At 35.0% G+C, this 20,337-nt stretch carries 19 protein-coding genes; 5 read left to right on the forward strand and 14 right to left on the reverse strand.

Going from position 1 to position 20,337, the window contains the following annotated elements:
* The 4 genes from GJV85_RS06850 to GJV85_RS06865 all read left to right on the forward strand — a co-directional run bounded on the left by GJV85_RS06850 (position 1) and on the right by GJV85_RS06865 (position 5,583).
* The gene (locus tag GJV85_RS06850; RefSeq protein WP_207560652.1) at positions 1–1,728 is read left to right on the forward strand and encodes an FMN-binding glutamate synthase family protein; all 1,728 of its coding nucleotides are present in this window, start codon (positions 1–3) and stop codon (positions 1,726–1,728) included.
* Positions 1,729–1,738: 10 nt separating this feature from the next.
* Positions 1,739–3,568, forward strand: coding sequence for a biosynthetic arginine decarboxylase (gene speA, locus GJV85_RS06855; protein WP_207560653.1), 1,830 nt, complete (start codon positions 1,739–1,741; stop codon positions 3,566–3,568).
* 8 nt (positions 3,569–3,576) lie between these two features.
* Positions 3,577–4,278 carry a serine O-acetyltransferase gene (gene cysE, locus GJV85_RS06860; RefSeq protein WP_207560654.1) on the forward strand — a complete coding sequence of 234 codons (702 nt, stop codon included), beginning with the start codon at positions 3,577–3,579 and terminating at the stop codon, positions 4,276–4,278.
* A gap of 132 nt (positions 4,279–4,410) precedes the next feature.
* Complete coding sequence (locus GJV85_RS06865; RefSeq protein ID WP_207560655.1) at positions 4,411–5,583, forward strand: pyridoxal phosphate-dependent aminotransferase; 1,173 nt, start codon at positions 4,411–4,413, stop codon at positions 5,581–5,583.
* Between the two features lie 33 nt (positions 5,584–5,616).
* Here the strand turns inward: GJV85_RS06865 and GJV85_RS06870 are convergent, their stop codons facing one another.
* The 14 genes from GJV85_RS06870 to GJV85_RS06935 all read right to left on the reverse strand — a co-directional run bounded on the left by GJV85_RS06870 (position 5,617) and on the right by GJV85_RS06935 (position 19,306).
* The gene (locus tag GJV85_RS06870; RefSeq protein WP_207560656.1) at positions 5,617–5,817 is read right to left on the reverse strand and encodes a hypothetical protein; all 201 of its coding nucleotides are present in this window, start codon (positions 5,815–5,817) and stop codon (positions 5,617–5,619) included.
* Between the two features lie 20 nt (positions 5,818–5,837).
* Complete coding sequence (gene lpxD / locus GJV85_RS06875; RefSeq protein ID WP_207560657.1) at positions 5,838–6,788, reverse strand: UDP-3-O-(3-hydroxymyristoyl)glucosamine N-acyltransferase; 951 nt, start codon at positions 6,786–6,788, stop codon at positions 5,838–5,840.
* Positions 6,789–6,794: 6 nt separating this feature from the next.
* Positions 6,795–7,271 (reverse strand): acetolactate synthase small subunit, encoded by a 477-nt coding sequence (gene ilvN, locus GJV85_RS06880; RefSeq protein ID WP_207560658.1) that lies wholly within the window; start codon positions 7,269–7,271, stop codon positions 6,795–6,797.
* On the reverse strand, positions 7,271–8,968 hold the full coding sequence (locus tag GJV85_RS06885) for an acetolactate synthase large subunit (protein WP_207560659.1): 1,698 nt from the start codon (positions 8,966–8,968) through the stop codon (positions 7,271–7,273). Before GJV85_RS06885 ends, ilvN begins: the two co-directional genes overlap by 1 nt.
* A 101-nt stretch (positions 8,969–9,069) precedes the next feature.
* Positions 9,070–11,199 carry a WD40 repeat domain-containing protein gene (locus GJV85_RS06890; protein ID WP_207560660.1) on the reverse strand — a complete coding sequence of 710 codons (2,130 nt, stop codon included), beginning with the start codon at positions 11,197–11,199 and terminating at the stop codon, positions 9,070–9,072.
* A gap of 2 nt (positions 11,200–11,201) precedes the next feature.
* The gene (gene ilvA / locus GJV85_RS06895; protein WP_207560661.1) at positions 11,202–12,407 is read right to left on the reverse strand and encodes a threonine ammonia-lyase; all 1,206 of its coding nucleotides are present in this window, start codon (positions 12,405–12,407) and stop codon (positions 11,202–11,204) included.
* A 15-nt stretch (positions 12,408–12,422) separates the two neighbouring features.
* Entirely contained in the window at positions 12,423–12,848 is a 426-nt protein-coding gene (locus GJV85_RS06900) for a CoA-binding protein (RefSeq protein WP_207560662.1), read from the reverse strand.
* 122 nt (positions 12,849–12,970) lie between these two features.
* Complete coding sequence (locus tag GJV85_RS06905) at positions 12,971–13,714, reverse strand: TIGR02757 family protein (RefSeq protein WP_207560663.1); 744 nt, start codon at positions 13,712–13,714, stop codon at positions 12,971–12,973.
* A gap of 1 nt (position 13,715) precedes the next feature.
* Positions 13,716–14,990, reverse strand: coding sequence for an RNA polymerase factor sigma-54 (locus GJV85_RS06910; RefSeq protein ID WP_207560664.1), 1,275 nt, complete (start codon positions 14,988–14,990; stop codon positions 13,716–13,718).
* A gap of 16 nt (positions 14,991–15,006) precedes the next feature.
* Positions 15,007–15,729: an LPS export ABC transporter ATP-binding protein gene (gene lptB / locus GJV85_RS06915; protein WP_207560665.1), complete on the reverse strand. Its 723-nt coding sequence runs from the start codon at positions 15,727–15,729 to the stop codon at positions 15,007–15,009.
* Positions 15,716–16,135, reverse strand: a complete 420-nt coding sequence (tsaE, locus tag GJV85_RS06920; RefSeq protein WP_207560666.1) for a tRNA (adenosine(37)-N6)-threonylcarbamoyltransferase complex ATPase subunit type 1 TsaE — start codon at positions 16,133–16,135, stop codon at positions 15,716–15,718. Before tsaE ends, lptB begins: the two co-directional genes overlap by 14 nt.
* Complete coding sequence (gene trpD, locus GJV85_RS06925; protein ID WP_207560667.1) at positions 16,132–17,118, reverse strand: anthranilate phosphoribosyltransferase; 987 nt, start codon at positions 17,116–17,118, stop codon at positions 16,132–16,134. The genes tsaE and trpD overlap by 4 nt, the downstream gene beginning before the upstream one ends.
* Positions 17,119–17,364, reverse strand: a complete 246-nt coding sequence (locus tag GJV85_RS06930) for an RNA-binding S4 domain-containing protein (RefSeq protein ID WP_207560668.1) — start codon at positions 17,362–17,364, stop codon at positions 17,119–17,121.
* Positions 17,365–17,464: 100 nt separating this feature from the next.
* A complete protein-coding gene (locus GJV85_RS06935) occupies positions 17,465–19,306 on the reverse strand; it encodes a putative bifunctional diguanylate cyclase/phosphodiesterase (RefSeq protein WP_207560669.1) in 1,842 nt (613 codons plus the stop codon).
* Positions 19,307–19,419: 113 nt separating this feature from the next.
* Between GJV85_RS06935 and GJV85_RS06940 the strand changes: the two genes are divergently transcribed.
* Positions 19,420–20,322 (forward strand): class I SAM-dependent methyltransferase, encoded by a 903-nt coding sequence (locus GJV85_RS06940; RefSeq protein WP_242689759.1) that lies wholly within the window; start codon positions 19,420–19,422, stop codon positions 20,320–20,322.
* Positions 20,323–20,337 lie beyond the last annotated feature (15 nt).

Below are 20,337 nucleotides of genomic sequence, written 5' to 3' on the forward strand. Positions count from 1 at the left end.
ATGGAAATACTTCAACCTACATGGGAATTTTTTGTATACTCTTTTGAGTTTATCGTTCTAATTGCCATATTTGGACTCATCGTACTTTTTATATATGATAAATACGTACAACGAAAACAATCATTACTTATTAACTATCCAGTAATAGGAAGAATGCGATACCTTTTTGAAGCACTTCGTGAACCACTTAGACAATATTTTGCTGATGAAAATTTTTATGAATCAAAAGATAAGGTTGATTGGGTCTACAAGGCTGCTAAAAATCTTCCAAACTATCAATCATTTTCGGTAAATCAGCCATTTGATGGAGATAGATTTATTATTAAACACTCATCTAGTGTTTTAAATGAAGATCAAGTTGATGAGGATACTGAAGTTGTTTTTGGTAAAGATAGAAAATACCCTTTTGTTTCGAAAACTCCTATTATTCGCTCTGCTATGAGTGATGGATCATTAAGTCCAGAAGCAATTCGCGCCTTTAGTATAGCTGGGGCGAATTCTGATTTAACAGTAAATACTGGCGAGGGATCACTAACTTCAAATCATCTTTTTACACTAAAGCCAGATCAAAAAAATATAGAATACTTAGAGGTTGTAGAGAGTACTCCTTTTGCAGAGTTTGCTTTTGCAATTGGAGACACTATTTTCAATAGAAAAATTGCATTAAAATGGTATAGAAACATACTACTTAACAAAAAAACTCAAAACACTTACATATATGACTCAGAGTCACATGCTCTGTATCGTGTTAATTGGGATGCAAAAATTGAAGATTTTCCAGAAGAAGTACCTGATAGTATAGGAAATATAATATTTCAAATGAGTTCTGGTCTCTATGGCGTTAGAGATAAGAATGGTAAATTTGATGAACTTAAATATCAAAAAGTAATGAAGTTTTGTCGAATGACAGAGATAAAAATTGCTCAAGGTGCAAAACAAACAGGTGGAAAGTTAGCAGGTGCTAAAGTTACGGCAGATATTGCCTACTATAGAGGTGTTCCCGAAGGAGAAAATGTTTTTTCACCAAATCGTTTCCCTTATGCTGACACAACAGAAGATCTTCTTGATTTTGTTGAAAAATTACAAAAACTCTCAGATAAACCAGTTGGATTTAAAATAGTTATATCTGATGTAGTTGCTGTAGAAGAGTTGGCTGAAGCCATGGTTAAACGCAAGAAAGAAGGAAAAAGCATTCCAGATTTCATTAGTGTGGATAGTGGTGAAGGCGGAAGTGCTACAGCACCACTTGAACTTATGGAGTCTGTAGGTCTCAGTACAAATAACGCTTTATACATACTTGACACAGTATTAAAACAGTATGAAATTCGTCAGGATATAAAAATAATCGCAAGTGGAAAGATTTTAACGCCTGATGATGTAATAATTACTCTCTGTATGGGAGCAGATGCCGTTGGTATGGCACGTGGATTTATGATGAGTGGTGGTTGTATTCGCGCTCGTATGTGCTCTGGGTTTGGCTCTCATGTTTGTCCAGTTGGTTTTGCTACGCAAGACGAAAAAAAGCGCGCGTCGTACCTAGTTGTAAAACAGGGAGAAAAAATTGGAAACTATCACAACAACTTAATTAAGAGCATGAAGGTAGTTTTAGCTGTTATGGGTAAAAAAAGTATTAAAGACTTAGACAAAAGTTGTCTAACATTTAAAAATAGAAATGGCGAAGTATTTTTTGATATAGATTTATACTTCCGTCAAAAACTTCATTTATAGGATTACATTATTGAAAAAATATGGTATTGACATTTGGTCAAATAATAACTTTAAAATAAAAGGAGGAGAAGTTGTACTTAACTATAAGTCAGAGCCTTCTCTTTTAGAAATAACAGAATCAATCCGAGCAGAAGACATTCGAGGCCCTATTCTTCTCAGGTTTCCACACTTAATAAAAAAACAGATTAATAACTTATATACTTGCTTTGGAAATGCCATTAAAGACAATAACTATGAGGGTTCTTTTAATGCTGTTTTTCCACTTAAGGTAAATCAATTTCCATCAACTCTTGATGCAATAGTCTCAGAAGGTAAAGAGTTCAACTACGGTTTAGAGGCTGGTAGCAAGGCGGAACTTATCCTTGCAATGAGTAAAAGTAGCATTGGCTCAAACATTACAGTAAATGGTTTTAAAGATAAAGAGATGATTACATTAAGTTTCATATCTGCGCAAATTGGACATAACATCACAATTACCATTGAAGGATTAGGCGAATTAGAGACTATTATAGAAGTTGCCCAAGAGTCTAAGTTAAAAATTCCAAATATTGGAATTAGGGTAAGACTTCATAGCACTGGATCGGGTACATGGGCTAAAAGTGGCGGGATGGATGCTAAATTTGGTCTTACGTCTACAGAAATTCTTGAAGCAACGCGACTACTTAAAGAGGCGAATCTTTTAGAAAACTTCACTATGATTCACTTCCACATAGGCTCTCAGATAGGTGATATCGCGCCTCTAAAAAAAGCGCTACGAGAAGCTGGTAACATATATGCGGAACTAAAAGTACTTGGATCGTCCGCTCTTAAAAATATAAATATTGGCGGTGGCTTAGCGGTAAAGTATGACCAAGATTCCAGCTCAAAGATGCATAACTACTCAATAGAAGAGTTCTCAAACAGTGTGGTTTTCCTAATCAAAGAGGTCATGAATGCAAAGAGTGTTGAGCACCCAAATATTTATACAGAATCTGGAAGATATATAGTCGCATCCCATACCGTACTTATCACTCCCGTACTAGAACTATTTTCTCAAGACTATCAAGAAAAACTACTTAACTTTAAGCAGGTTAACCCTCCTCTAGTCCAAGAGTTAAGAGAATTGCATAGACTTATAAATCCAACAAACTGTGTTGAGTACCTTCATGATGCTCTTGATCATATTGAATCACTTTTAACGCTGTTTGGATTAGGATATATTGACCTTCAAGATAGATCAAACGCTGAAATACTTGTTCATAATATCATCAAAAAATCACTCTATATGAACTCGACTCTAAACATACATGAGTTTGAACAGCTTCAAGTTAATCTACAAGAGAGATATCTTATAAATGCTTCTATTTTTCAAAGTTTACCTGATTACTGGGGCTTAAAGCAGCACTTTCCAGTTATGCCTTTACATAACCTAGATAAGGAGGCCATCCGTGCAGCTTCTCTTTGGGACATTACTTGTGATAGTGATGGTGAGATAGGTTTTAATCCAGATAAACCACTCTATCTTCACGATATTGATCTTGATGAAGAGGATTACTTTTTAGGTTTTTTTAATGTAGGAGCATATCAAGAAGCATTAGGAATGGAACATAACCTATTTACAAGACCAAGTGAGTATACTATTGACATAAATGACAATGGCTATGAAATACTCAGATCTAAAGAGTCAAAAGATATCTTAGAGATTCTTAATGCTATTGGATATGATGAAAATGAAATTTTAAACAAACTTAAGCATGATCTCTCAAGCAGTGACTTTATCACAGAAAAAGAAAAAAGTGATACACTTCTAAAACTAGAAACTTTAATAAAACAAAATGGTTATCTAAGAACCACTAACTAAGGTTATTTATGGGTATATATTCAGAAATAAAAGAAGATTTTTCCAACGCATACAAAAATGATCCTGCCCTCAACTCTAAAATAGATTTTTTATTCAATTATCCTGGAGTCTGGGCTATTGCATGGTATAGATTAGCAAATAGACTCCATACTTCTAATTTTAAAAGACTTGCCAGAATGATAATGGGGCTAACTCAGATTTTTACTCACATTGATATTCACCCAGCAGCAACTATAGGTAGACGTGTTTTTATCGACCATGGAATAGGTGTAGTTATAGGTGAAACATCAATAATAGAAGATGATGTCGTTATCTACCAGGGTGTTACACTCGGTGGTGTATCACTTGACTCTGGTAAACGCCATCCAACGATTAAAAGAGGTGCTGTCATTGGTGCTGGAGCAAAAATACTTGGTAATATTATAATTGGTGAAAATGCAAAGATAGGTGCTAATTCTGTAGTTGTAAAAGCAGTACCTGACTGCTCTACTGCAATAGGTATTCCTGCTCATGTTATTGAAAAAGGAAGATGTCAAGATCCACTTATGCATAATATGCTTCCAGATATCAATAAAGAGATGTTCGAGTACCTTCTTAAACGTGTTGCTATTTTAGAACATGTTCTTGTTGAAGATAATAAAAATGTACTTGAAGAGGATCTCGAACTCGAAAATATCTACGAATCTTTCATAAAAGCAATGAAAAACTAGTAGATATTTCTAAACTTAACTTATATATATTATTATTTTAGTATAATAGTCTCCAAAATATTTATACATAACTACTAACTGCGTTTATCTTATGTTAAAGCAGTTTATTTAGTTTTATTAAGGAAAATACTTATGCTAACTGATCGTATTAATACACTCTCTGAGTCAATAACAATCGCTATAACAACGCTTGCTCAAGAGCTAAAGGCTGAGGGAAAAGATATTCTTAGCTTCTCAGCGGGTGAGCCCGATTTTGGTACTCCTAGAGTTATTAAAGATGCCGCAATTGACGCTATAAATAACGACTTCACAAAATATACAGCAGTTGATGGTATCCCTGCATTAAAAGAAGCAGTAGCAAATAAACTACTACGTGACAATGGTCTAACTTACGCTCCTAATCAAATCATCGTAAATAATGGTGCAAAACACTCTCTTTTTAATCTGTTCTCAGCGACTATTCAAAGCGGTGATGAAGTTATCATTCCTGCGCCATACTGGGTAACCTACCCTGAACTTGTAAAGTACTGCGGTGGAACTGTAGTAGAGATAGAGACTCACGATGCAAGTGCATTTAAAATAACGCCAGAACAGCTTAAAAATGCTCTAACGCCTAAAACTAAAATGCTTGTACTAACAACTCCATCAAATCCAACAGGCTCAGTTTACACAAAAGATGAGATTACAGCCTTAGGTAAAGTTTTAGAAGGTACTGACGTAATAGTTGCAAGTGACGAAATGTATGAGAAGCTTATATATGATGGAGAGTTTACATCTGCAGCCTCTGTTAGTGATGATATGTATCAAAGAACAGTAACTATAAATGGTTTAAGTAAGTCAGTGGCAATGACAGGTTGGCGTTTTGGATATATGGCAGCAGCAAATACTGAACTGATAAAAGCAACTAAAAAGCTTCAATCTCAAAGTACTTCAAATATCAACTCTATAACACAGATGGCAGCTATAGCTGGTCTAGATGGAAAAGCTGATGCAGATATAGAGATGATGAGAAAAGAGTTTATGATAAGACGTGATGAAGCGGTAGAGCTCTTTAATGCTATAGATGGATTAAGTGTTTTAAAGCCAGATGGTGCTTTTTATCTCTTTGTCAATATCAAAGAAGTTAGTAATGATTCTCTTAAATTTGCTAAAGATTTATTAGCACAACAAGAGGTAGCTGTAGTCCCAGGCATTGGTTTTGGAAGTGAAGGTTATTTTAGATTTAGCTTTGCAACTGATATCAAGAGTATAAGAACAGGTATTAAAAGAATAGAAGAGTTTGTTAAGAGTCTAAAGTCAGCATAGTAAAAAACTAAGTTTTTTACTATTGCTTAAAGATTAAAGAGATTGGAGTTCTTTAATTACTTCTTCTAGATTATCTAAAGGAATATGAACTTTCCACTCCGGACTCTCTGCGTTACCTGCTAAAGATATACCTATACTAGCAACCGTTGCGCTTCCCTCTCCATAGGGCTCTTCAATTTTACTAATTGAGATAACACCTTTTTTTGTTCCACTTAATGCGATTGTACTTGACATTTTAAATTCCTTATATAATTTTATTTGATTAGTCTAGCTAATTTAGCCTGAATTTTAAGCCATGCTTTATGATCCATAAAAGGAAATCCTGCAAAAACTTTTCCACTCTCTTTAATACTCTTTGTAACGCCTGATCTTGCTGCGAATGTGTTAAAAGGAGCAATTTCTAAGTGACCCGCTACTCCAGACTGTGCACCAAAAACACTACTTCTTCCTAGTTTTGATGAACCTGCAAGTCCTGTTTGACCAGCAAGAACGCTATATTCACCTACAACGCAGTTGTGCGCTATATGAATCAAATTATCTAATCTTGAACCTCTTGAAATAAGTGTTGTTCCAAATACGGCTCTATCTATAGAGGTATTTGAGCCTATTTCAACATCGTCTTCTATTACAACGTTTCCATTGTGATAGATTTTTTTATGCTCGCCAAGCTTATTTGAAGCAAAGCCGAAACCATCACTTCCTATAACCGTACCTGCATGAATAATACATTCATTCCCAATCTTACAGTCTCTATAGATAGTGACATTAGGATAAAGTATTGTATTATCACCAACAGTGACATTAGAGCCAACATAAACGCCAGCAAGGATTTGACAGTTCTTACCAATAGATGCACCGTTTGCTATTTCAGCTTTTAAAGAAACTCTGCTTCCTTCACCTATCGTTGCTTTAGGTGAGTCAATCTCTTCAAGCAAGGGAGCAAACTTAGCTGAAACTACAGCCATCTGCCAGTAGGGAGACTCTACAACTAAGGCACTGCATCCATCAGGAACAAACTCCTTGGTTTTTTCATCAACAATGATGGCTCCTGCATTAGAAGTAGAGATATCTTTTATATACTTAGCATTGGCTACAAATGATAACTCATCAGATGAGGCGTCAATAAGAGTATTCATACCCTTAACTTCAAAATCCTCACCACTAAAGTCAGCGCCAATAAGTGTAGCAATCTCACTGAGTTTCATTAAGTTCTATCTCTCCAGTGCTACAGCACCACTTCTTACTATCTCTTTTGGGTTATAACGTCTAATAGTCTCTAGGAAATGGTCAACGCGCTTAGGCTCGTCTGCAACCATAGTGATTATCATGTCGTTCCCCACATTGACTATCTTGCCATTGTAAGCATCGCAAAGAGCAGAGATATCACTTAAATTTTCAGTAATAGGAAATTTAACTAACGCCATCTCTTTTTCAACTAAATCTGCATGCTCATACACCTTAAGAACAGGTATAAGCTTGTGAAGTTGCTTTGTTATTTGTTCTATCACACGCACTGAACCAGATGTTACGATAGTTAAACGAGAGTACTTACTATCTGGGATCGGAGCAACCGTTAAAGATGTGATATTATAACCACGTCCAGAGAAAAGGTTTGTGATACGAGATAAAACACTCGCCTCATTAACAACGATAACTGAAACTACTCTTCTTTCACTACTTTCAGTCATTATTTTGTCTCCTTTTTCTCTAATAACATCATATTAAATAGACTACCACCAGATGGTACCATCGGCATAACATTTTCAAATCTCTCAACGATAACTTCTATGAAAGCAACAATATTCTTCTCAACTGCATCTTTAAGAGCAGCATCAAACTCTTCTTTAGTCTTAACTCTATAACCTATCCCGCCAAAAGCTTCAGAAAGCTTTACAAAATCTGGTTGAACACTCAAGTCTGTCTCTGAGTGGCGTTTATCATAAAACAGTGTTTGCCACTGACGAACCATACCAAGAAAGTTATTATTTAAAATAATATTAATAACAGGTATTTTTTTCTCAACTGCCGTCATCAACTCTTGAACATTCATAAGGATTGAACCATCACCAGTAAAGTTGATACTAACCTTGTCTGGGCAAGCTGCTTTCACACCAATAGCTGCTGGAAAACCAAAACCCATAGTACCAAGTCCACCAGAAGTTATCCATTGATTAGGGCGTGAAAATGGATAAAACTGAGCAGCCCACATCTGATGTTGACCTACATCTGTAGAGATATTTGCATCATCGCCAAGTAGTTGCCCTACTCTCTCAATTACCCACTGAGGTTTAATTCTCTCAGTGTCTTCATGATATGTTAAAGGATGCAATTCAGCAAAATTATTTATGGTCTCTCTCCAAGACTCATACTTTTGGCTATCAATTTTATCCACCTGCGCCAACATATCGTTTACAACATTTTTCAAGTCGCCAACAATAGGATAATCAGCATTTACTAGTTTAGAAATAGATGCGGGGTCAATATCAACATGAATTACGCCTGCATTTTTAGCAAACTCAGAAAGCTTACCAGTAACACGGTCGTCAAATCTAGCTCCAAGACCTATAACTAAATCCGTCTCACTCATAGCCATATTTGCAGAGTATGAACCATGCATACCAAGCATGCCAACAAGAAGCTCATCATCATGGCTTAAAACACCACGAGCCATCAAAGTTTCAACTGCTGGTATACCAGTTTTTTTGACAAATTCTCTAACTTCATAAGACGCGTTAGAGTTAATAACACCACCACCAAGATAAAAAATAGGACGCTTGGCATTAGCAATAGCTTCCATAGCTTTTTTAATCTGACGAGGACTTCCTTTTGTATGTGGCTTATAAGTCTCTAATTGAAGAGGAGTACTATAGTCAAATTCAGCAATCTGTGCTGTAACATCTTTAGGTATATCAACATGAACTGGACCAGGACGTCCAGAACGTGCAATATAAAATGCTTCTTTAAGAATACGAGGTAAATCAGCAGCATCAGTTACAAGGTAGTTGTGCTTTGTACAAGGACGAGAAATACCAATAGCATCTATCTCTTGAAAACCATCAGTACCTATGAGACTCATTGGAACTTGACCAGAGACAACTACTAAGGGAACAGAATCCATATAGGCATCAGCTAAACCAGTTACAGCATTTGTAAATCCTGGTCCTGATGTAATCATCGCGACACCAACTTTTCCACTAGCTTTAGCATAACCTTCAGCAGCATGTATTGAAGCCTGCTCATGACGGTTTAAAATGTGTTTAAATCCATCTTGTTTGTATATCTCATCGTATACATTCATTATCGCTCCACCAGGGTAGCCAAAAACTGTATCAACACCCTCTGCAATAAATGCTTCTATGACCATCTGTGCACCACTAATTTGCATGATAAGTCTCCTCTAATAATAGTTAAATTTAAAATTCGTTTATTATAAGTAAAAGTAGCTATATTAGAGGTTAAAGGGGAAGATAATTTCTATCTTAAATACTAATCTAAGATTGAGGGTGCAATCATAGATGGTCTCCACATAGAAAGAGAACCTTGCGTTAAAAGTTCAATACTAAGTTTTGATTCTGGATACTTTTCCTTAAAAACATCAAAAAATCCCTCTATATGTTCTTGAAATCCAAAGTTCAGCATGTAGTTTTTAATACCATTTTCAATCTCTTGTCTGGAGACTCCACTCTCCATTGCATTCTCTAGTTGTACAATATAACACCATGCAAATACAGTTGCTAATGCCATGTGTTTAGATGTCATATTCATATATTTTTTTAAACTCTCTTCGACACCTTTTTCATCACCCTGAACAGCATAAAAGTGTGCATTTTGCAAATCTTCATTCCACTGTTTTTGAAGTTTTTCTCCCTCAGGAGTATCCAGCAACTCTTCTGCTATAGCAAGCATATTGTAAGCTGTGACCATATCTTCAGCTTCTATAGCTTTTATAAATTTATTTTTAGACTCTATGATAAGCATGAGCTCTTTTACATCATCTTTAAAATCATTAAAATCAGAGAGTATTCTGAGTGTTTTTAATGCCCTGTTTATTTCACCTGCTGATATATACTGTTCGGATTTAATGTATAGAGAGTCTCCATACTGATTTAAGATATCATACTCTGGAAACTCTTTTAAGAAAGAGTGTTGCTTTAGAAGTTCAAAACAAAGTTTGAAATCTTTTTGCCCTATAGCTGTTCTAAATCTATTATAAACATCTGCTTGAGATAGTAATTCTTGAATAATTTTTGTTTTTGAACTTAAACCTCTATATGGAGCAAGTTTTTCACGAGCCATATCCATACCACCTCTTGGTTGAAGGGAAAGTTTTTGTGCTTCTATCAATGCTTTTTGCCATCTTTTTTCTAATGCTTTATAGATGCTTGATTCTTTATAGTCAGGAAAAGAGTTTGCCAGACTATATGCAAGAGCGAGTTTACCTTGTTTTGCAAAATTTGAGAACTTTTCAAACTCAGCATACTCTTTGATCGTTTTTTGAATTATGCTATTTTTTGAGGGTATGTTTTTAAAGTGATCAAAAAGAAGTAATGCAGTTTTTTTATCACCCTTTTGAAGAGATATTTTAGCTTTTTCAAGAGTCTTGCCCCATAAATCATTTACTAAATTATAGACCTTAGTGTATGCTAAGATAGGGTTTACTTCAGCAGCTTTTTGAATTGAGTCAAAATCCTTTGTAGCAAGTAGCTCTTTTAAGTTCTTTTCACCTTCATAGATATCATAGGTCATAATTACACCATCACCTGTACCAATCAAGAGATGATTTAGCTCTGAATCAAATTCTAGTGCCGTTATTGGTGAAGATATTTTGATATAACGCTCTGAAAGCTGTTCATAAGTATCTAAGTCATAAAGCAGTACATAACCCAATGTGGTACCTAAAAACAGAAATTTACCATCAGCACTAACGGTTACTTGAAGTACTTCATCGTGAATCCCTTGAAGCCTCTCAATAATTTTGCCACTGTATATATTCCAAATAATGACAGATGAGTTCTTGTCGACACTTAAGAGTCTGTTTTTAGTTAAAAATTTTAACTTCATTACAGCTGCTGCATGGGCCTTCAGTTTCTCTTTTGGAGCCATCGTCACAAGGTTAAAAAGTGAAATCTTCTTGTCATAACTGGCAGTTGCTACCCAATTAGCATTTGCACTAAACGCTATGTCGTTTACTGTGTCAACATGCACGGGAAGAGTAAAGACAAGTTTTCCACTTTTCATATCTAAAGCAAAAGTTTTTCCATCATCACCACACGAAAACATATAACGATTAAGTGGATCTATACCAACACAAGATGCTTCTCCATGGTGTCTATCTACTCTTGTAATTATTTTCTTAGTCTGTGTATTATAAAGTCTAGACTCTTTACAATCTGAGGTTAATGTAGAAAAATAAACTCCATCATTACTAAATTCAACAACAGAGTTTTTATATCTTTCATGTTTTATATTTACCTTAAAACCATCTAGCACTTTGAAATTATCTTTATTTAAAAATCGTATCGTTGTATCAGAATCTACAACAAGTAGTCTCTTATCTTCAAGAATTTTTAACAATACAATCGGCTTGCCTATACCCTTGTTTTTAAGTACTTCCATCTCTAATGCTCCCTTAAATAGCCCTCTTTTTTAAGTTCTCTCTTTATCTCTTCTTGATGAGCTTCACCTTTTGTTTCCATATGAACAGTAACATCAGCATCTCCATAATCTAGAGATACGGAAGTTCTATCAAAGGAGATATGTACAATATTTGCATTTAACTCCTGAAGTATTTTTGTAAAATTCATTAATGAACCAGGTTTGTCGATTAAAGTTACAGTTAGTTTCATTTTACGACCTGACTTAAGCAGACCTTTTTCTATAATTACAGAAAGTAGTGTAACATCCATATTTCCACCACTTAAAATGACAGCTATTTTTTTATTTTTTACATCTGCTATTTTTTTATGGAGTAGTGCTGCTACTCCAACTGCACCGGCCCCTTCAACTACAAGCTTTTGCTTTTCAAGTAGATATAATATACTACTTGCAATCTCTGCATCATCTACACTAATAATCTCATCAACATACTTAAGTGCATATTCGAGTGTAATCTCTGATGTGTCACGTACAGCTATCCCATCCGCTATGGTTCTAACGCTTACACTATCAACAGCGCGTTTAAGATCAAAAGACTGCTTAAATGCAGGTGCTCCAGCAGCGCTCACGCCAATAACTTTAATCTTAGGATTGATTGCTTTAATCGCTGTTGCAACGCCAGCAATAAGTCCACCGCCACCAACTGGAATAACTACGATGTCAAGGTCTTTACATTTGTTTAGGATTTCAAGACCTATTGTACCTTGTCCCGCAATAACCTCTTTATCTTCAAAAGGGTGAATAAAAGTAAGTGAATGCTTTTGAGAATATGATGTTGCATAAGCGTAAGCTTCATCATAATTACTACCATGAAGTATAACCTCTGCTCCATAATGCTTAACGCCATCGGTTTTAGTCAGAGGCGTAGACTCAGGCATAACGATGACAGCCTTTATGCCAAACTTTGAAGCAGAAAGTGCAACTCCTTGAGCATGGTTTCCAGCACTAGCGGCAATAACGCCACACTCTTTTTGTTCTGTAGACAATGACGCTATTTTATTATAAGCACCACGAATTTTAAAAGCGCCGGTAACTTGCAGGTTCTCTTTTTTTAGATAGATTTCACACTCTGCTATTTCGCTTAAATATGGAGCGTAAGCTAATGGTGTATCTACGACAACATGAGCTATTTGCTTTTTAGCTTTTTGAATTTCTTCTATACTTATCAACTGCTTTCACCTAGCCTATAAATGCTTATGTTCGACCATCGTACAATGGTTTTGTACAACAGTCATGCCAGCTGCTTTTGCTTTATCTGCCGCTTCATTGTTCACTATGCCTTCTTGGGCCCAAAACACCTTCACGTCGCCACGCTCAATTGCAGCTTGCGCTACGGCCATAAGAGCGTCAGGTTTTCTAAATATGTCAACCATGTCAACGTCACCAGGAATTTCCGCTAAAGAACGATATACCTTTTGTCCTAAGATGAGTTCTTCTTTTGGATAAACTGGAATTATTGTATATCCCTGTTCTTGTAAATATTTTGCTACTCTATGGCTTGGTTTTTGAGGATCTGGAGAGAGTCCCAATACTGCTATCGTTTTTACACTACTAAATATTTTTCTAATCTCTTCTTTATTTGAATTAACAGTTGGAAATTGACACTCCATAATGGTACCTTTAAAAATTAAATTTATTTATTATATCGAAGTATATGTTTTTTTTCTACAAGAGGGATAAATATCACTATCATTTGCATGTAAAGTAATAAATATTTACAAAACTCTTACTCCTAAAAAACTTTTTCTTGTCCTAATCGATAAAGAGCAAAATCATATTTTAGAGGATCGTCTTTATCGAAATTTTTAAGACTCTGCGTTAGTTCTATGGCAGCTTCTAAATCATAACTCTTTCTTTTTAAAAGTCCTAACTTTTTTGAAACGTGAAAAGTGTGTGTATCTAAGGGCATAATCAAGTCAGCTTTATTTACCCCATTCCATAGTCCCATATCAATATTGTCATCCCTAACCATCCAACGCAGATACATCATCCAGCGTTTAAGTGCACCAGCGCCTTTTGTTTTTGTAGTGACTTTTCCTACCAAAAAACCATACCCTTTAGATGAGTATGGGTTAAGAGAGTAAAGTTCATTTATGAGTTCATTGATACCATCTATTACGTTTTTTTTACTCTCATACCCTCTTTTGAAGACATTCTCCAAAGAGTTATGCTCGTTAAGTCTTTTTAGGGCTATAAAAAATGCAATGATATCTTCTGAAGTTTGAAATCTATAGTAGTGTTTAGACAGTCTTTGTTTTATTTTCTCATCACTCTCTTGAAGTAGAGAAAAATCAAGTGAATCTAAAAATTTAACAATTTGTTTTACATTCCCATAAGCAAAGAGAGCGCAAACAAGAGCTATTGACGCATCATTGTATCTATAGGCGACTATTATTGGGTCAAGTCTATCTAAGTTTATTTCATCTTTTGAGTTGCGTTTGTCTACCTCAAGATCAAGTCTAGCTTTTATGTCCAAATTAATGAGTGCCTAAGTGATAGAGTTTTTTACGCTCACTCGAACCCGCTATATTGAGCTGTTTTCTATATTTTGCGATAGTGCGACGAACCATCTTGACTTTAAACTTCTCTTGAATTAAATCAAGTAATTTCATGTCGCTCAATGGCTTAGAACGGTTCTCTTGTTTTACCAAGCCAATCAAGAACTCTTTAATGGCTGCATTTGAGACGTCTTCATCTATTGCAGTTGTAAAAAACTCTTTCATAGCGAGTACTCCTCTATCGCAGGCTATATATTTATTAGCGATTGCTCTTGATATTGTTGATGGATTATGTCCAAACTCATCGGCTAAAGTTTTAAGAGTAAGAGGCATAATCTGACCACCAGTAAAAAACTCGTATTGATATTCAACTATCATCAATCCAACTTTATACAATGTTGCCTTACGCATATCTAAAGCATCTACTAATGATTTTGCTTCTTTAATCTTTTGTGAAATAAATTCATGCTCAACAGCATAATTTGTATCTATATTTATGGTTGGATAATATGCATCATTAAGTTTAACTTCTATATTTTCATCATCATTAAAAAAAATCATTAAATCTGGAATGACTTGAGAAGACTCCTCTTGATACTCTATATTTGGTGGGTTTTTAAAAGAGGAAATCACATGCATAGCCTCACTGAAGTATGTCTCAGATGAGTAACTATGAATCTCTTGGAGATTATTAATAAGTATGCAAGCTAAAGAATAAGCTCCATCACTAATTTCCGTGCCTTCTAGTTGAAATAAAAAAGACTCAGATAAATCAACTGCACCAATCCCTATGGGTTCAATATGAGCAAAACGCGCTCTTACTTTTTCAAAAACATCAAGTGTAACACTATGCTCTTGACAAAATTTTTCACTATCCCCTTCATAGTATCCACTATCATCAAGGTTGGCAACAACATGCTCAGCTATCTCTTGAGATATTGGCGTTGGAAAAAGTGGTGCACCGAGTTGCTCATCTAAAACATCATAAAGTGATTTACTTTGAATTGTGAGGGCTTCTATCTGCTCAGTTCTTGAGTTACTAACTGCTCGAGATATTACTTTTCTAGGTATTTTAGATTCAAAATTCTCTTCATAGCCTGATTCGACTTCCACTACTGGATTTGATTCAACAAACGGGGACATCGCCTCGCCTAAATCTGAGAGACTCGAGTGTAAAATAGGCAGCCAATTTCGTAGTGTGTTAGATAGTTTATGCTTACTCTCAACACTCTGCGTTTGTCTTAATCCTGCCATTTTTTTCTTTTAACCCCTAAAGCTTAAAGTCTTCACCAAGATAGTGAGTACGGACATCTTCATTTTGTCCTATTTCATCACTTGTGCCACTTGCTAGAAGCTCACCTGACTTGATAACATAAGCTCTATCACATACCTCAAGTGTTTCACGCACATTATGGTCTGTAATCAAAACACCAATATCATAAGAGACTAGTTGCTTAATAACATTTTGAATATCCATCACAGCTATTGGATCAACCCCTGCAAATGGCTCATCCAAAAGTAAAAACTTTGGCTGATTTACAAGTGCACGCGCTATCTCAACGCGACGACGTTCTCCACCACTGAGACTAATTCCTTTACGGTAGCGAATTGGTTCGATGTTAAACATATCAAGTAGTTCTAAAATTCTCGCTTCTTGCATCTTTTTATCTTTAATACCAACTTGGGCCGCCACCATAAGATTATCTTCCACACTCAAGTCTTTAAATATAGAAGCTTCTTGTGGAAGATAACCTATGCCTTTAAGAGCGCGCTGATGCAGAGGCATAGTTGAGATATTTTCTCCATCAAAAAAAACCTCTCCTCCACTCGCTTCAACAAGTCCGCATATCATATAAAACGTAGTAGTTTTTCCTGCGCCATTTGGTCCAAGAAGACCAACAACTTCTCCGCTAGAGACGTCAAGGCTCATTCCCTTTACTATCTCTAAGCTTTTAATTTTTTTCTTTAAACTAACTGCTTTAAGCGTGTGCATAATCCACCCTATACTCTCTCTCATCATTAGATATTTTTTCTATATCAATAGTAACAGTTGGTATCTCTGCTAAGGTTAATATTTTAAGCAGTTCATCATCGCCCCACTCTACAAAATGCAAGCCTTCTTTATCTAGCTCTTCCATCATCCCTAGAGATAAAAAATGCTCTAAACCATGGTTATACATATCATAATGATATATGCGGCTGCCATAAACTTGCTGTAGAGAAAACGTTGGCGAAGTAACCATATCTTCAATTTCCATAGCTTTAACCACCTCTTTGACAAGCGTGGTTTTTCCAGCCGCTAAATCCCCTCGAAGAATCACAACGCCATCCGTTATCTCATTTTTAAATTTAGCCACTAAAGGAGATAAATCCTCTAATCCTAGTCTATAAATCATCATAATTTTTGAGAAACCTCAATGATTTGGCGAAGTTTTTTCTTAGCTCTAAGGTTTAAAATAGCCTCTCGCGCCATTTCCATTCCATCTTGCATATCACGGGCCAAACCATCAACCATAAGAGCCGCCGCTGCGTTTATAAGCACTATGTCTCTTTGTGCATCCGTAGCACTTGAGGCAAAAATCTTCATTAATATTTCTGCATTGTGCATAGCATCACCACCCATAATCGCCTTTAGGGGCATCTTTTTTATACCAAACTCCTCTGGGTCTATCTCAAACTCATGAATAATGCCATCTTTAAGCCGAGAGGCATAAGTCACATCACTGATGCTTATCTCATCCATCCCCTCTTTTGAACTAACAACCATTGCTGATGTTGCACCATTCATCTTAAGAGCTTCAAGCATTTTTGGAACAAAAGAGTTGTCAAAAACACCTAACATTGATTTTTTAACACCTGCTGGATTTGTTAGCGGTCCTAGAATATTAAATATTGTCTTATCAGGAATACTTTTTCTTATAGGCATTATAAATTTCATCGCCGGGTGATGATTTGCGGCAAACATAAATGTAAAACCTGTTGCTTGGAGCAGTTTTGCACTCTGTTCTATACTTAAGTCAAGTCTCACACCTAGTTTTTCAAACATATCTGCACTACCACTTTGTGAAGTAACAGAACGGCTTCCATGCTTTGCTACAGTCGCTCCACATGATGCCACTAAAAGAGCAACTGTGGAAGATATATTAAAAGAGCCTATTTTATCTCCACCCGTTCCAACTATATCAATGGCATTGGCTCTTAACTCCTCAGAGATTGGCAAAGGAGAGGCAAAACTTCTCATCACCTCTGCTGCTGCTGCAATAGAGTCTATGCTTGTATTTTCGTCAAGAGTTAAAGAAAGAAGAAACTCTCTCATTCGCTCGTCACTCATCTCATGCTTAAAAAGAGATGTAAATGCTACTTTTGCTTCATGGTGTGTCATTTAAAGTTCCTTTATATATTCATCTTGAAGTGATTTTGGTGTCGATTTTGTTGTTGGAATTTTTAATACTTTATATTTTTTAGTGCTCTCTAAGTAGTTAATAGAGATAACACTACCAACTTCAACATTCTTACTAGCCTTTACAATAACATCGTTTATAAGAACAACTTTGTTACTTATCATATCTTGGGCAACAGAACGCCGTTTTGTAATATTTACTGAATTTAAAAATTTATCTATTCTCATTCTTTGACTTTTCTAATTAATTTTTATTTATTGTAGAGTAATCAAACTGAAAGATATGTAAGAGGATGAAGAAAATAAAAAAGTTGGAACAATTTTTGCCTTACTTACGACAAAAATTCTCAAACTCCTCTTTTTTTATTGGTTTTGAGTAGAGATAACCTTGATATAAGTCACAATCTAGCTCTTGAAGATACTCTCTTTGATACTCCTCTTCAACACCTTCGGCAACTATAGTTAAGTTTAGATTTTTAGCAATATCTACAATTGTTTTTACAAGTGAAGCTTGCTGTACATCTGCTAGCTGAGATATAAAAGATTTATCTATCTTAAGCTCTTCAATAGGTAGCTCTCTTAAATAACTAAGAGATGAATACCCAGTTCCAAAATCATCCATAGAGAAAGTAATGCCATATCTTTTTAGAATATTCATTACTCTCACAAGGCTTCTATAGTCATCAGATGCGCTTGTCTCTGTTATTTCAAATATAATGTTGATTTCACAACCATATCTAAAATATTTTTTCATTGCTCTTTGAATAGTATTTAAAAAGTCTTGATGCATAAGTTGTCTCATACTTATATTGATTGAGACCTGTTTGATACCTAAGTCAGATGTGTCCCACTCTTTAATCGTTTGAAATGCCTCATAAAGTATATACTCGCCAAGTTCTATTATAAAGCCTGTGTTTTCAGCTATAGGTATAAAAATATCAGGAGGAACAAAGCCTAGTTTTTCATTGTGCCATCTTACTAAAACTTCACAACCTACTACTAAGTTTTTCTCATCTATTTGGGGCTGGTAAACTAGACTAATTTCATCTTTTTCCAATGCAAAATGCAGAAGTCTCTCTATGTCTAGTTTTCTCTGCACAAGTTCGCATAGCTCTTCATTGAAGACAATAATTCCATCTCTACCATTATGTTTTGCTTCATACATAGCCATATCGGCTTCTTTTAAGTACTCTGCTGCTGCAATGTTCGTTGTATTGACAACGCTAACCCCAATACTTGCACTGATGTAGAGATGGTTACCATTGAGGTTATAATTATTTTTTATCTCTTTAAGTAGCTCTGTAGAAAATGTTTTTGCGCCATCCAAACAAGACTCTTGAGTATTAAAATCAGAACTTAAAATACAAAACTCATCTCCACCCAATCTTGCAACTTTATTGTCATGCTTATCGGAGAGGTTTACCATTCTTTTAGCAACTTCTTTTAATAGTTCATCACCAACATCATGCCCAAGTGTGTCATTTATGGTTTTAAAGTAATCAAGGTCTATGAGAAGTAGATATGTGTACTTATCATTATTCTCCCTAACTGAACTCTCTAAAATTTCTAAAAAGTATCTTCTATTTCCAATATTTGTTAGATGGTCATGATATGCTTGATAATTACTTTTGAGTATATAGTCATTCGTGTTTTTTGCCGCATAGAGTAAAACTACTCCCAAAACAAATGTAAAAAAGGAGAGGATATAAGAGAAAGCTTCTCCAACAAATAAAAAGTAAAGAATAAGAGGCATCATTAAAAAAGAGACTGTAAACACAACAAGTTTTCTTTGTGAGGCAAGAAGTGTTGCTGCTACTACTGAAGTACCTAATTGAGTTGAAATAGCTATATAATGCATCTCTATATTTTCATTCATAACATAATAATAAAACATAATCGACCATGTTGAGGAGTAAGTAAACATAAAGTAGCGAACTTTATTTAACCATCTATCTTTGGCACCGAGTGTCATTTTTATATTAAATTCTTTATATAGATAATAGCCATATATTGCAACAACAAATGTCATCAGCATCCATAAGAATTCATAAAGCATAGATGTATAAATATAACCCATTAAAAGATAACCAGGAGCAGTTAATACATTTAAGACAATAATTACAAGTATCTGCTTATGCATAAATTTATAAAAGCTTAGATTTTCATTCATTCGCATAAATATCTCTATCCTCAGACTAAATTCTACTGAGTATATCATATTTCTTGTAATAACTGTACAATTTTATTATGAAAAGTTTTACAACACAAAAGATGATTGAAATCATGGATTTATTAAAAAAAGAGCTTATAAATTTAGAGGTAAAAAGTATTATAGAATTTAAAGTTTTAAATCCTGATTACTGCTCTTCGACTTATGCTGGCAATAGAGTTTATGTAAATAATCAAGCATTTATCTATAGAGAATATAAAGCCTGGTTGGATTTAGCACACATCCTAAACTGTAGGATGCTTACACCAAAGAGTGACTCAGGGTCTCAAGTGATAATAAGATATGAAAAACTAAACAGTGATGAGAGTTTTCATAAGAGTGAGATGGACAAAGAGAAAAAGTATGGAACTGAGTCTATATTTTCACAAATATATAAAAACGAAGAACCATCTTTCATCCACTACTACCTCCAAGCACTTAAAAATGTAAACTTTAACAAACGCACAAGAGTTTTAAACTTAGGTGTCAATAGTGCTGATGAATTTGTTGTTATAAAAGAAATCTCACAAGATTTTTCAACTCTAGAGTTAGTAGGCATTGACTTTTGTGACTCTGCTATTGAGTTAGCACGAAAGAAGTTTATAAATGATAAAAACATAACTTTTTACACACATCATATTAACGACCTGGCCTCTTTAAACCTTGGAGAATTTGATTTGATCATATCGATTGGTACACTTCAGAGCTCAAATTTAGAATTTAACAAACTTTTTATGTCAATAGTGCAAAACCAACTTAAACGCGATGGAGCTATGATTTTAGGATTTCCAAATTGTAGGTGGGTAGATGGTGAAATGGTCTATGGAGCTAAGGTCAAAAACTATCCCTTTTCAGAAATGGGTCTACTTTATAAAGATGTAGTTTTTTGTAAAAAGTACCTACAACAAAAAAAGTTTAGAGTTACAGTTACAGGAAAAGATTATATTTTTTTAACCGCAAGCTCCATTAGAAAATAATTTTTTGTTTTTCCT

Origin of the sequence: Sulfurimonas aquatica (assembly GCF_017357825.1) — a bacterium.
Taxonomy (GTDB): domain Bacteria; phylum Campylobacterota; class Campylobacteria; order Campylobacterales; family Sulfurimonadaceae; genus Sulfurimonas; species Sulfurimonas aquatica.

What these genes read in the sequence shown, in the direction of transcription:
- trpD (WP_207560667.1), bottom strand. Translation starts at nt 17,118, where the DNA reads ATGACACACCATGAAGCAAAAGTAGCATTTACATCTCTTTTTAAGCAT.
- lpxD (WP_207560657.1), bottom strand. Translation starts at nt 6,788, where the DNA reads ATGAAACTCAGTGAGATTGCTACACTTATTGGCGCTGACTTTAGTGGT.
- tsaE (WP_207560666.1), bottom strand. Translation starts at nt 16,135, where the DNA reads ATGATGATTTATAGACTAGGATTAGAGGATTTATCTCCTTTAGTGGCT.
- ilvN (WP_207560658.1), bottom strand. Translation starts at nt 7,271, where the DNA reads ATGACTGAAAGTAGTGAAAGAAGAGTAGTTTCAGTTATCGTTGTTAAT.
- GJV85_RS06890 (WP_207560660.1), bottom strand. Translation starts at nt 11,199, where the DNA reads ATGGAAGTACTTAAAAACAAGGGTATAGGCAAGCCGATTGTATTGTTA.
- GJV85_RS06850 (WP_207560652.1), top strand. Translation starts at nt 1, where the DNA reads ATGGAAATACTTCAACCTACATGGGAATTTTTTGTATACTCTTTTGAG.
- GJV85_RS06870 (WP_207560656.1), bottom strand. Translation starts at nt 5,817, where the DNA reads ATGTCAAGTACAATCGCATTAAGTGGAACAAAAAAAGGTGTTATCTCA.
- GJV85_RS06940 (WP_242689759.1), top strand. Translation starts at nt 19,420, where the DNA reads ATGGATTTATTAAAAAAAGAGCTTATAAATTTAGAGGTAAAAAGTATT.
- GJV85_RS06865 (WP_207560655.1), top strand. Translation starts at nt 4,411, where the DNA reads ATGCTAACTGATCGTATTAATACACTCTCTGAGTCAATAACAATCGCT.
- cysE (WP_207560654.1), top strand. Translation starts at nt 3,577, where the DNA reads ATGGGTATATATTCAGAAATAAAAGAAGATTTTTCCAACGCATACAAA.
- GJV85_RS06935 (WP_207560669.1), bottom strand. Translation starts at nt 19,306, where the DNA reads ATGAATGAAAATCTAAGCTTTTATAAATTTATGCATAAGCAGATACTT.
- GJV85_RS06900 (WP_207560662.1), bottom strand. Translation starts at nt 12,848, where the DNA reads ATGGAGTGTCAATTTCCAACTGTTAATTCAAATAAAGAAGAGATTAGA.
- lptB (WP_207560665.1), bottom strand. Translation starts at nt 15,729, where the DNA reads ATGCACACGCTTAAAGCAGTTAGTTTAAAGAAAAAAATTAAAAGCTTA.
- GJV85_RS06885 (WP_207560659.1), bottom strand. Translation starts at nt 8,968, where the DNA reads ATGCAAATTAGTGGTGCACAGATGGTCATAGAAGCATTTATTGCAGAG.
- GJV85_RS06910 (WP_207560664.1), bottom strand. Translation starts at nt 14,990, where the DNA reads ATGGCAGGATTAAGACAAACGCAGAGTGTTGAGAGTAAGCATAAACTA.
- GJV85_RS06930 (WP_207560668.1), bottom strand. Translation starts at nt 17,364, where the DNA reads ATGAGAATAGATAAATTTTTAAATTCAGTAAATATTACAAAACGGCGT.